The sequence below is a fragment of the Paenibacillus caseinilyticus genome (assembly GCF_027533645.1).
GTDB lineage: Bacteria > Bacillota > Bacilli > Paenibacillales > NBRC-103111 > Paenibacillus_G > Paenibacillus_G caseinilyticus.
In genome coordinates, this window is sequence record NZ_JAQAGY010000036.1 from 42,586 (window position 1) to 55,567 (window position 12,982).

Here is a 12,982-nt window from a genome sequence, read left to right on the forward strand (position 1 = left end):
GTCCGTTGCGTCCGGCAGCGGCAAACAGCCGCCGGTTCGAAGAGCCAGCAGGCGGCTGTTTGCCGTATAGGCTGCATAGGGCACGCTTACGGCGCTTCATCCCCTATAGAGGCGCATCTCTCATCTCCGCGAAAGATCCCCCCCGCCCCTGGTACTACAGAAAGTTAGTACTACTGTTCCAGCCGAGAATCCATATACTTATATTTAGAACCAAGTACTAAGATCATCTAATAACCGCAGCAAGCTTCACGTCACTGTAGTCCGCTGCGATCCGGAAGCTGTCACATCAGCCCCGCTCGAATTTCAACCCGTCAACAGGAGGTTACCCTTATGATGATACTTATGTGGATGCTCAAATGGTGCCTTACCGCCCTCTTCCGCCTCCGGATCCAGGGCCTGCAACAACTCGACTTCACCGGCCCCGCGCTGCTAATGCCGAATCATCTCTCGCTGCTCGACGCCGTTCTGTTGGCCTTGTACCTGCCGAAGGAAGTCACGTTCGTCGTCAACACACGGATTGCGGCGCGGTTCGCCCCCTTCCTCAAACTGCGCAGCCATATAGCGGTCGATCCGGTCAACCCCTACTCGGTCCGCCGCATGGTCAAAGTGGTGAACAGCGGCACGCCGCTCCTTCTCTTTCCAGAAGGACGCATCACCATTACAGGCGGCCTCATGAAAATCTATAACGGCGTCGGTTACATCGCCCTGCGTACGGGCGCTTCCCTTTATCCCATCGCCTTGAACGGGCTGGAGCATTCCAAGGCCTCGTATCTGGGCCGCAAGCTCCGCACGGTCTGGTTCCCGGCCGTCACTATCAATATCGGCTCACCGATCCGGATCGAATGGGACCGGAGCCAGAGCATGCGCCGGCAAAAGGAGGCCGCAGCCGACCGGATCGGCCGCGCGCTGCAGGAGCAGCTGCTGCACAGCCGTCTGAAGCCTGAGGCGAACCTGTTCGACGAAGTGCTGGAGGCCGGCCGCCGGCACGGAATGAACACCGCCGCCTGCGAGGATCTATCCGGCGTGCTGTCCTACCGCAAGCTGCTCACCGGCGCCTATGCGCTCAGCCGCGGCCTCGAGCCCCTGCTGCGGGAGGAGCGGCACGCCGCCGTGCTGCTGCCGAATGCCTCGGCAGCCGTCGTCACCCTCCTCGCCCTGTTCCGGCTCCAGAAGACACCGGCGCTGCTGAACTTCTCGGCCGGCCGGCAGGCGGTCCTCGATGCCTGCGAGACCGCCGGCGTCCGGACTGTGCTGACCTCCCGGACCTTCATCGAGAAGGCCGGCCTGGAGGCCATGGCAGCCGACCTCTCCGCCAGAGCGCGCATGGTCTATCTGGAGGACTTGAGAGCTTCCCTCGGAGCCGGCGTGAAGCTCGGCGCCCTCATCGATCTGCTGCGTGGCAGGAGAGCCGACCGGTCTGGCGAACGGCCGACCGTGATCCTCTTCACTTCCGGCAGCGAAAGCAAACCCAAAGGCGTCGTGCTCAGCCACGGCAACCTGCAGGCCAATGTACAGCAGGCCCGGGCATCCATCGACTTCACACCGGCGGATGCCGTGTTCAACGCACTGCCGCTGTTCCACAGCTTCGGCCTTACAGCCGGCACCCTGCTGCCGCTGCTGACCGGCATGCGGGTGTACCTGTACCCGAGCCCGCTGCATTATAAGGCCATTCCGGAGCTGGTGTATGACCGTAATGCTACGATCCTGTTCGGCACCTCTACCTTCCTCGCCGCTTACGGGCGGACGGCCCACCCTTACGATTTTCATGCCGTACGTTATGTCGTTGCCGGTGCCGAGAAGCTCAAAGATGAAGTACGCGCCTTGTGGACGGACAAATTCGGCATCCGTATCCTCGAAGGGTATGGAGCGACCGAGACGGCTCCTGTGTTGTCGCTGAATACACCGCTGCATTACCGCAAGGGGACCGTCGGCCGTCTGCTGCCCGGTATTACGTACAAACTTGAAGAAGTACCGGGCGTAGCCGGAGGGAACCTCTTCGTCAAGGGGCCCAATGTGATGCAGGGCTATCTGCTGCATGGGGAAGGGTTCGTCCCTTGCCCCGAGTGGTACGACTGCGGCGATGTGGTCGAGATCGATGAGGACGGATTCGTCCGCATCACGGGCCGGCTCAAGCGCTTCGCGAAGATCGGCGGCGAGATGATCTCGCTGAACGCCGTAGAACAGACCGCCGCGGCCTGCTTCGGCAGCGATAGCGTAGCAGCCGTAGCCGTCCCCGATGCCCGTAAGGGAGAGCGGATTGTGCTCTTCCATACGGCTCCGGAGTACGAGCGCTCCCGTCTCAGCGCCTATGTGGCCAAGGAGGGAGTGACGCCGCTGCTGCTGCCCGAACGGCTCGTGCCTATCGTCAGCCTGCCCCTGCTCGGCAGCGGCAAGACCGATTATGCCTCGCTGCAGCGGCTTGTTTTGGAGCACCAGGGCGCCCCATCCACTACATTCCAATCACAGAAAGAAGCGTGAAGTCATGAACCGTCCTCCTTCTTCCGTCTCCCGTTCCCTGCGCTCCCTGTATGTGTCCCAGTTTCTCAGCGCTTTCGCCGATAATGCCGTGTTCTTCGTCATTCTGGGCGTCCTCTCCGCCCGGGGAGCGGCGAATCCGGAAGAAGGGATGCTGGGCGTGCAGATCGGCTTCCTGCTCGCCTACGTGATCTTGGCTCCGTTCGTCGGGACCTTCGCGGACAAGAACCGCAAATCCCGTGTACTGTTCATTGGCAATCTCCTCAAGACGGGCGGAACGCTGCTGCTGTTCACGCCGTTGCCTCCGGCAGCGGCCTATGCCTTGGTCGGCGTCGGCGCCGTCGTCTTCTCCCCCGCCAAGTATGGGGTGCTCTCCGACATTGTTGGCGATGACACCACGCAGCTGTACAAAGCCAACGGCAACCTCGAATCTTACACGATTCTTGCCATTCTGCTCGGCACCGTCGGCGGAGGCTGGCTCGCCTCCTTCGCGCCGGCCATCGGCATTGCAGCATGCGTGCTGCTGTATCTGGTCTCTTCCGTGCTGACCCCCCTCATCTCCTGCCGGGAGGGGAACTCGCATCTCCGTTACGGCGACTCGGCGAAGGCGTTCTTCCGCGAGGTACGCATCCTGTTCACCGAGCCGAAGTCCCGCTTCTCGCTCATCGGCACCAGCGCCTTCTGGATGACCTCCTCCGTGCTGCGCATCACCTTCCTGATCTGGATCGCCCAGTATCTCGGGGTGCAGAACCAGCTGCTGCAGTCCGGCATCATCGGGGCCACCGGCATCGGCATCGTGATCGGCGCCCTACTGACCCCGCGGCTTGTACGGATCGAGAAATTCTACCGCGCCTACTTATTCGGTTTCCTGATGCTGGCGGCGATCCTGCTCGCCCTGCTGCCCGTGCATCTCGTGCTCACCGTAATTCTGCTGCTGCTTATCGGCACCCTTGGCGGTTTGTTCATCATCCCGATGAACACCGTGCTGCAGGACGAAGGCAAGCACCTCGTCGGCTCCGGTAAGACGATCGCCATCCAGAACTTCAGCGAGAATCTCTTCATGATCGGCGGCGTCGGGCTGGCGAAGCTGCTCATCGCAGGCGGCGTGAACGTTTCGCTGACGACAGCCGGCATCGCCCTGATCTTCGGCAGCCTGGTCTGGTACCTGAAAGGCATGGTGCCGCGGCTGAAGCAGGCGGTGTAATATCAAAAAAGGCCCCGGGCTCGGCAGTAGTCACTGCTGAGCACGGGGCCTTCTTGTTTCCTTGCAATGCGATTACGCTAACAGTAACCCGTTATGCGGCTCTTCTTTGCGGAAGCACAGCCGCAGCTGCGAAGGCTTGGTACCTGTCTTCCGAAGGGGTCGGATTATTCTGATCGGAAGCCGAGTCTCCCCCAGTCATGAATCCGTACACCGATCCGCTGACACTGCCTCCACCGCCGTACACATTGCCTCCTACAGAGGAACCGGTGTACGGCAGCGTGATGTAGACGGCTTCGCTCACGGAGTAGTTGTTACGCATGGCTGTAAGGATCAGTTGGCTCCCATGAATCTGGTAGCCAGGTATATTCCATGAGAAGCTGCCGCTTGCGTTGTAGAACAGATCCAGGCCGTAGGCGTCACGAACCCGAAGTTGCGTTGGCTGATACACGTAGCCTGACAAGGTATACGTAGATCCATAGACACTTACGGATACGGAGGGCGCCGGTGTTTGCGGAGAAACAACCGGAACGACCAGCGGCTCGCTGACCAGCTTGCCGTACGTATCCGCCGTCACGGTAAGACTCAGGCTGCCGGAAAGCCAATTGTAACCATAATAGAGGTCAAAGTATCCATACTCTCCTGAGGATCCGGTAACGAACTGCCCGTCATCTCTCGTTGCCTTAATCTTCGAATAAGGCTCCGCATAGCCGCTAAGCCTGTAGCTGTCCATTTGATATACAGCACCACTTACGCTTGGCTTGGCTGTCGTTCCTTGAACCGGAAGCACACTCAGAAAAACCCTGTAACTCGGGTTAGAGCCGGAAACCTGCGCTTCCACGCTCAGACTCTCCCCCGCAGTAAACGAATATGATGTCAGATTGATCCGGTAACCGCCCCAGTAATCCGCGTACCCTGTAGTTACAATGGAGTTATCGGCTCTGTACACCCGGAGGTATGCATTGCTTGGCGCCGTTCCTGTAAGCACGCCGCCATCTTCATATACCGTGCCATAGACCGATGGGGTCACGGTTAAGGGTGCAGCTTGAACCGTATACACGACCGGCTCGCTTTCGAATTTGCCGAAAGCATCTCCCGTGATATAGACCTTCGTTCCAAGCCGCAGCGAAGGAGTCGAGACATAGCGGTCCCACCCGTAATAGTAGTCACCGGTCCATTCTGTAAATAGGGTCTGATCCTCCGTAACCACGCGAACCCATTGGCGCGGACCCGCTGCAATACGGAGGCTTCCTCCATTATCATAGACAGAGCCGGTGACTGTTGGCTTCACCGTCTGCCCATTGATGCTTCCCGTCACCGTGATGGGATACGATTCGCTGACGCTCTTACTCCAAACTTTGGCCGTAAGGGACAACGTTTCTCCCTTCGCCAGCTGCTGAGAAGGGGTTACCAGATTAAACGCCCCATCGGAGAAGGCAGAACCGCTCGCGATAACACTGCCGTCTGCGCGTTTCAATTCTAGGGCTGCGTAGGATTCCGTATAACCGCGAACCTCTCCCCCGTCCTCATAGACCGCCGCGGATACTGCATACGGCCGTGTGGTTGGAGGCACGGGCAGAACGTGAACCCATACGATCTCGCTTACCGAGCGGCCGATCATGTCGGCAGTAAGCCTAAGGTCCCGTTCCGAGTTGAAAGAGAATGGAAGATCGGCAATACCCTGCTTGTCTGCTTCCACCCGGGCTTCTTCCTTATTCAGCGACTGAAGGGTAACCACTGCACCAGGCAGCGTCTGAACTTTAATCCAATTCGAATTCTCGTAGACCGCTTCGATCACATGAGGAGCATCCGTATAGCCTTGGATCGGCTGAACTGCGAATTCGACTGGCAGACTGGTGGACTTAAAGGGCTCACGGCTTGTGACCTTGACCACATCACCCGATTGGAGCCTGCTGTATCCATTCCCGTTCCCGTACAACTCGAATTGTCCGTCATAGTAGTTCGCCTGGGTTTCATCCAGAACGGTTCCGTCCTTCATCAGTGTAAGACGTGACTGGGGAATGGAAGTGCCCTCAAGCCGGTAACCGTCAATATATACCGTACCTGTCACGCTAGGCGGTGAGCTTTGCCCTTTGGGCAGCATCTCAAGCACATACGGCAGGCTCTCTTCCATATAGAAGGATCGTGCAAAAATATACAGCTTGCTGCTGTCGGAAGAATACGGGCCTAATTCAATCTCCGTCTCGCCCGAATAATCCGTCATGGTCCATTGAAGCATGCTTCCCGTCTCATCCTTCACCCAAATTTCCGTATTCGGGTTAGATAAGATGTTTAGCTTGTTCACGACACCATTATAGAGAGATGTCGTTACGGAAGGGGTCGGCGTCCTCGGAGCGGAATAGACCTGAACGGCTGCCGAATCGCTCCTGATCTTCCCGGGCGCATCCGCTGTAACTTGAACGATTTCTCCCGAAGTAAGACCACCCTTGCGATCGAATATAGGAATAGAGAATGCTCCGGAGAGATTGGTAACCCCTGCAAATTCATTTCCGTTAGACTGGGTCAGCCAGACATAGGCGCCAGGCTCCGCCGTACCTTGAGCAGACCCTTGCTGGATATAGACACTCTCGATTACAGGCATGGAGGTCATGATATCAGAATTTTTCTCTACACGCAGGATCCGGGGAACACTCTCCTGATTATTTGAAGCACGTGCGGTTACATAAATCTCTTCACCGACCTGATAGCTTCCGCGGAAGCTTACAGATGATGAACCGTCAGAATTATGGGAGCTTACGGTCTCAATTAGCGTACCGTCTTTCTTCCATACCCGAAATTTCAAGTAGTCTCCCGTCTCCGCTTTCCCTGTAACGGTGCCTCCGTCTTCATCAACGTTTCCGACAAACGACTGAAGCTGCGTTCTTTCAGCCTGAAGTACCTTCAGAATGACCGGCTCGCTCTCACTTTTGCCGATCTCGTCAGCCGTTATCAGTACCTTGTCACCTGGGTTCAACAGGAAACCGCTGATATATATTCCATCGAACTCCACATATCCCTGCCAGAGGAGTCCGCCATTCTCCCGCTTCAATGAAATCAAAGCCCTAGAATTTCCTGGAGTGACGGTAATCGTACTCTCGGCATTCGTGATATCTCCGGACACCGCCGGGATGCTACTTTGTCCTTGAGCAGGCTTCACCGGGAACGTTTTGGGAATGCTTGCGCTGAAGCGCCACGACTTGATTCGGACCGTTACATGATCCGTCTTCTGCAACTGGGCAGTTTGCCAAGCCTTATCCAGCGTTAGAGTAGCATTATAATCGTAACCGGGAGAACTAACATACTCCTGTTCCAGGACACTGCCGTCTTCCGCAACTACCTGAATTACGCCTTCAAACCCTCTCGGAAGACGTATGATCCCACCGTCCTTGTAGAAGTCTGCATCCAGTTCCCGGGCATCGGTCTTGGGACCTGCTGCCAGAACAACGGGTACTTCCTGACTTTCTCTCCTGCCCGCACTTTTGCTGGATACATACAGCGTGGACCCTGCCGTACCTACGAACAAATTCGGAAGCTGAAGTAAAAAGAATCCGGAATCATCGGCTTGAGCGAAATTCAGTATACGGCGTTCGCTATCTTTGAGGTATACAGAAGCGTTCGGCTCCGTTCTTCCTTCCAGCAATCTGTTATCATAAAACTCGGGCCCTACTACAGGAGCTTCGGTCTGTATCCCGTCCGGGACGATAACTACGGCAGACGTGGCTTCTGTCGTCCCTTTTAAGGCCGAGATATAGATAAGATACTCTCCATGCTCCAACGCTTGACCAAGACTGTCTACTGTCGACTCGATTCCAGTCCATGTGTGGGTCGTATTATCACGGAATTCAGCCACGGGCTGGTGCTTGCTGCGGTCCAGTTCCGTAGCGGCCGGGAGAATAAAAATCTCTTGGCGCTCGGCACCTTCCCATAGGGAGGGAGTCCAGGTGACCGTAAAGTCACGTCCGTCGATCCCCGGGTGCTCGTCCCGATCCTCTGCCTTCAGACCCGTAGGTTCCAGGCCGATCTGGAACGTCTTTGATCCGGCAAGCTCACCTTGGGATGAAATCAGCTCCAGCCTGTATCTTTGTCCCGGGTTAACGGCCGGTATACGCCCGTAATTCAGCTGAGCATACAGCATATGCCGGTCAGCCTGCGGTGTCTCGTCAGAGAGATTGAGCGGCAGGCGGAATGAATTCTCACCTTCCTGCCACAGAACGAGCTGATACGCATCCCTTGCCAACATAATACCCTGCGGCGCATTCCACTTGTCCTCGACAGGCAGGGTAAATTCCACCTGCAGATCCGAAAGCTTCAACCCGTGCCCGGAGGACGAGTCGGCGACCGTGCCGGCTTGAACGGCACGGATCAGCCCGCTCGGCTGGGGATCCGGATGCGGCGCAGGAGCGGCCATCGCCTCTACCGTCAAGGCAAAATGACGAGCGGCCTCGGTGTTCCCTACTCGTATCGAAGCGGTTAACACAACCTGAGCATTCGCCTGGCCTGCCCCCGGCCGGTTGACCCGGCCGTCTGTGCCGACAATTTGCGGAGAGCTCGAGGTCCAGATGACTTCCGACGTTTTATCTTTGGATCCTTTATAACTAAGCTTGACGGATAGGGGCAGTGTTACGCTGCTCTTCACGCCTTGCTCATTCTCACCTGCCGCATAACCGACTGCGAGCGATGACAGGGCCCCATTCAAGACCTGGAGGCGCTTCTCGTTCAACTGCTTCTCAGCCTGCTCCAGCTTCTCAAGCGCGGCACTCCCCAGATCGGTTACTTCCGCTCCGAACAGCTGGGCCCCACGGTAGTAGGCTCTCGCAGAAGCGACAGCAGCCTCGAGTTCTTCGGAGTAATCCGTTACTTCCCCCAACGCTTCAATGGCCTTCCGGGCCACTGCTGCAGCAGACCCCCTCAAAGCTTGTCTCAGAAGCTCATCTTCCACCGCCAAGGTAACGCCTTCTTTGGCTTCGAAAACTACCTTCTTCAGCGTTTCGATATCGCCGGAAAGAGCTGCATTAGCGTTAAAAATCATCCTATGCACTCCCGCTCCGCTGCCAATAGCAAGCTTGCTGCCCGCAGCATGCTCGGTGACCGTAACGGATGCGATATTTCCGCTGCCTTGAAGCGAAACGGCCGTATTAGGCGCATCGACGTCCAGGCGTTCCAGAGAAGCGTCCGCACCGGCATGAAGCTGCAGGGGGCCGCGCGCCAAGATGCCTGTAGCGCGTGTTCCTCCCGCCAAGGTAAGGTTCGCAGCATCCCCCGCCACTGTAATCAAACCGGCAAAGGCACCGTCCAGAGTTACTGGATCACCCCCCTGAGCTACAGAAACTTCGATATCCCCCATGGCGGCTTCATTCCACTTGGATTCCAGGATAGCCTTCGATACAACCTTCGTCTTGCCAAAAGCGGATCCGGATTCAGCGACTACACGAACCGGATGACTCTGGCCGGCAGCATCGACCGTCAACGTCCCTTCGACCTTCACGCCTTTGAAATGAAGCGAATGCTCGGCTCCCGAGCGGATGGTCAGGTTCGAAGTTTTGACGTTCTGCAGATGCACATCCGAAGACGCCCCCGGATCCATTACAAGTGTCCCGTTAACAGTTGTTCCGGTACCTTCGGCCCGGCCGAAGGTGCCTTTCTCCGTAAGGGTAAGATCCCCCTGATAAGTCCAGCCGCTGTTCAGCACCGCTTCCACGCTCGGAGCCTGAAGGCGTACATTCGAATCCCCGCCCTTGTAGCTGAGAACGTAGATTTGGCCGGCTGTCAGCTGGCTTGTTGTAAGTACGACCGTGGTGGAGCTGCCGGCTTTCAGGGAAGCACCCGTTACGCTAAGACCGTTACTGAAAGTAAAATCACCGGCTTGTGGCCCGGAAACTTCATTGCTGAACTGAACTTCAATGGTTGTCAAATCCAAGTAACTTGCTTTGGTCGGCTTCGCCTTTGTACTGGAAGGAGCTCCCCCTCCTCCTCCTCCTCCGCCACCACCGGCAGCCGGAGCAGCAGGTGGAGCTTTCGGTTCTTCTTTATCCGCAGGCTTTACCGGAGCAAGCAATGCTTTGGCCTTCGCCAAATAGGCCTCTTTTCCATTCATATACTCATAAGCCAAGCGGGCTAATGCTTGCCTCTCGGCATTGGAGCGAGGGTCGAAGCGAAGCGTACCGTCCCCGTTGTCGACTCCACCGATGAATCCCATACCAGAAGCCATGTGAACATGCGGCAGCGCCCAGGGGGAAATCGTTCCCTCATCAGTGAAGATGCCTGCGCCTTCGTAGGAAGCCGCAGCTTCTTCCAAGCCAAAGGCCCGGATGAAGAAGACGACAAGCTCCTCACGGGTAACGGCACTGTCCGGACTGAAGGCCGAATCCGATGTGCCCTGCGTAATACCCGCTTTGGCCAATGCGCCGACATATCCTTTGTACCAGCTATCCGATGCCACATCCGTGAATTTGTCCGCATAAGCCGGGTCCTCGGAGATGCCCATAGCTTTTGAGATCATCTTAGCCATCTCGGCACGATTCATGCCCTTGGAAGGAGCGAACGTTCCGTCTTCGTAACCGGAAACCACACCGGCTTCGACAAGAGCCTCTATTTCCTTCTTTGCATAAGAGTCCTGCAAATCCTTCAGCGTGACCCGGGCACCACCGCTTCCGTACACTGCATTCCCCGCGGATGACTGGGCATCTGAAGCATAGGCCGAATCCATGCTTCCTAGAGCAGCCGACAGCATCGTAGTACCCAGCATACAGGTAACGATGGTCTTGCTGACCATGCTGCTGGATTCCCGGAAACTTCGGTACATCCAGGCCGCCATATCAACTTTAGTTGACTTGGTAAAATTAGTCATTCTGTCCTGTTTCTCCTCTATTCATATGATGTTATCAAGGAACATTGGCACCTTCTCGTTCCTGATACATGCAGGGCACGAATGACTTTAGTACCAACTTTTATGATTCAAACTGATTATATAATGAATTTCGGAGGCTGTATCCTACCTTCTGACAAAATATTCTAAGATTTTCTTTAGAATGAGGGGAAAAAAGTCGTAGTATGTCGATAAATAAAAAAACTGCCCCTTCCAGGACAGTTCACAAGTCGTTATTCAGATCTCCTGCTGATGCCGTTCCCGCTCATTCTCTGTATACGGCTCAATATGCACATGCACATTACTAATGTGATGCTCGTCCGCCATGCGTCTTTCGATCTCGTCGCTGATATCATGGCTCTCGCCTACGGACAATTCCGCGCTGACCTCCACCACTACATCGAGCAGCACATGACTGCCGTGGACGCGGGCACGGATATCCTTGATCCGTTTGACCCCCGGGGTCGACTTCACCGTCTCCTGGAACACCTCCAGCTTCTGATCGTCGAACCCATCGGTCAGCGCATGTGAAGCATCCGAGAAGACACTCCAGGCGGTCTTCAGGATGACGACACCGACGGCCAGCGCCGCAACGGCATCGAGAACCGGAAATCCGAGCCGCGCACCGATGATCCCTGCAGCCGCCCCCACACTGACCAAGGCGTCGGACCGGTTATCGTAAGCGGCCGCCATCAGCGACTGGTTGTTGATCCGCTGGGCCAGCCTTTTGTTATACAGGTATACGCCCCACATAATAACGGCGCAGGCCAGTGCAACCCAGGCTGCCATTAGGTTCGGCGCGGCATGCTCCCCTGCCAGGAAGCTGCGCCCCGCCTGGATGATGACCTGCAAACCAGCAAGCGCCATGATAAAAGAAGCCACGAGAGAGGCAATCGTCTCCGCACGCATATGTCCATAGCGGTGATCCTCATCCGGAGGCTTACGGGAAATGCGCAATCCCGCCAGTACGGCCACCGATACGATGATGTCCGTCGTATTGTTGATTCCATCCGCCGTGAGCGCCTCAGAACCGGTCATATAGCCCATGCTAATTTTGAAAATGGACAAGAGAATATAGGCGGCAATGCTGAGCCATGCCCCCCTCTCGCCTTCTTTCAAAGAATCATAGGTTTCCACAGCGGTGTCCCTCCATCATCCTGCGGCGTTCGTCCGCCTCAAAGTCCCACCCATCATAACAAACGCCGAGCGTGTGGGTCTAGAGAAACAGTGTTTTCCGCGTTAATAAATATAGGCCCTGTGCAACATTGTTCACCCGCTGAAATCTTGTAGGTCTTGTCCAATATTCATGATGTTGTAGGTCTTGTCCAATATTCGTCATGTGAACAAAAAAACAGCGGTTCCCCCTTACCCGCGGAGAGACCGCTGTCCTTAAGGCCAGAGCGGCGTCGAACCTAGAGATGGATGCCAGCGCCGAACCCGTTATAATCGTCTCCCGAAGGGTCGAAGCTGTCGTCTTCCGTACTGCTCGCTGCGGTTACATCATATTCATCCGCTCCCACGAGGTGGGCAGGGATAGGTATGCCCCCGTCCGGATCGTAGGCCAGCGCAAACACGGCCGGCTCGCTCGGAAAATTCGCCGTCTCGAGCAGACGGCCGCCGTGCGCCTCGGCGATCTCCAAGGCGGACGTCAGGTCCCCCCGGTCCACAATGACATGCAGCAGCGGTTTCTGCGGCTCATCATGCAGGGCGGTGCGGTAGCCCAGCTCCTCCAGTGTATCCATTGCCAGCAGGGCGGTTTTACGGGTTTCGAATTCGAAGGTGATCGGTGCGCTGTTCATGACTTTCCTTCCTTTCCGCCCGCTTGATCCGGGATCGTTTTCCATTATAGTTTGGCCCCGGAAGAGGAAGCTTATTCCTGCCCGGCGCACATACTCGCCTGCGAACAAACATATGATGTATCACTATCCCTTAAGCCCGAATTTGACGAAGAAGAGGTGATTCGAACATGAGCACCGATCCCGTGCCCCCTCCTAAGCCGGACGACGTCCAAGCGAACAAATGGATCGCCGCCGCTGCTTACCTCTTGTTCTTCCTGCCGCTGCTGGCGGCCAAAGAATCGCGATATGCCATGTACCATGCAAACCAAGGGCTGATTCTGCTGCTGACCGCCATTGCAGCCAATATCGTATTGGGTCTCATCCCGCTCCTTGGTCTGCTGCTGCTCCCTATAGCCAATCTGGCTCTGCTGGTGCTGATTCTGATCGGTATCCTCAATGCCGTCAATGGACTGATGAAGCCTTTGCCGCTGATCGGGAACCTGATCCTCCTCCGATTGCCATAGCCTGGCTGCACTGCTAACAATCGAGTAGGAGGGGGCGCCTAGCCCCCGTCCTCTCACACCACCGTACATGCGGGTCCGCATACGGCGGTTCCAAAAGGTTAACGAAGTTCCAGATATCGAGAAAGCAAACTCTTCAGCC

General features: G+C 56.4%; 6 protein-coding genes. 3 read left to right on the forward strand and 3 right to left on the reverse strand.

The window, feature by feature from the left end; all coding sequences use genetic code 11:
- Positions 1–330: 330 nt before the first annotated feature.
- Complete coding sequence (locus O9H32_RS31205; RefSeq protein WP_269869993.1) at positions 331–2,478, forward strand: AMP-binding protein; 2,148 nt, start codon at positions 331–333, stop codon at positions 2,476–2,478.
- A 4-nt stretch (positions 2,479–2,482) separates the two neighbouring features.
- Entirely contained in the window at positions 2,483–3,679 is a 1,197-nt protein-coding gene (gene lplT, locus O9H32_RS31210; protein ID WP_269869994.1) for a lysophospholipid transporter LplT, read from the forward strand.
- A 91-nt stretch (positions 3,680–3,770) separates the two neighbouring features.
- Here the strand turns inward: lplT and O9H32_RS31215 are convergent, their stop codons facing one another.
- From O9H32_RS31215 to O9H32_RS31225, 3 genes are all read right to left on the reverse strand, one after another.
- On the reverse strand, positions 3,771–10,523 hold the full coding sequence (locus O9H32_RS31215; protein WP_269869995.1) for an Ig-like domain-containing protein: 6,753 nt from the start codon (positions 10,521–10,523) through the stop codon (positions 3,771–3,773).
- A 255-nt stretch (positions 10,524–10,778) separates the two neighbouring features.
- On the reverse strand, positions 10,779–11,678 hold the full coding sequence (locus O9H32_RS31220; RefSeq protein ID WP_269869996.1) for a cation diffusion facilitator family transporter: 900 nt from the start codon (positions 11,676–11,678) through the stop codon (positions 10,779–10,781).
- A 275-nt stretch (positions 11,679–11,953) separates the two neighbouring features.
- Positions 11,954–12,340, reverse strand: a complete 387-nt coding sequence (locus tag O9H32_RS31225) for a hypothetical protein (RefSeq protein ID WP_269869997.1) — start codon at positions 12,338–12,340, stop codon at positions 11,954–11,956.
- A 167-nt stretch (positions 12,341–12,507) separates the two neighbouring features.
- Here O9H32_RS31225 and O9H32_RS31230 point away from each other — a divergent pair, with 167 nt between their 5' ends.
- Entirely contained in the window at positions 12,508–12,843 is a 336-nt protein-coding gene (locus tag O9H32_RS31230) for a hypothetical protein (RefSeq protein WP_269869998.1), read from the forward strand.
- The last annotated feature ends 139 nt before the right edge of the window (positions 12,844–12,982 follow it).

Bases quoted from the DNA above. Each gene is read 5' to 3' on its own strand.
- O9H32_RS31205 (WP_269869993.1), top strand. From the start codon at position 331: ATGATGATACTTATGTGGATGCTCAAATGGTGCCTTACCGCCCTCTTC.
- lplT (WP_269869994.1), top strand. From the start codon at position 2,483: ATGAACCGTCCTCCTTCTTCCGTCTCCCGTTCCCTGCGCTCCCTGTAT.
- O9H32_RS31215 (WP_269869995.1), bottom strand. From the start codon at position 10,523: ATGACTAATTTTACCAAGTCAACTAAAGTTGATATGGCGGCCTGGATG.
- O9H32_RS31225 (WP_269869997.1), bottom strand. From the start codon at position 12,340: ATGAACAGCGCACCGATCACCTTCGAATTCGAAACCCGTAAAACCGCC.
- O9H32_RS31230 (WP_269869998.1), top strand. From the start codon at position 12,508: ATGAGCACCGATCCCGTGCCCCCTCCTAAGCCGGACGACGTCCAAGCG.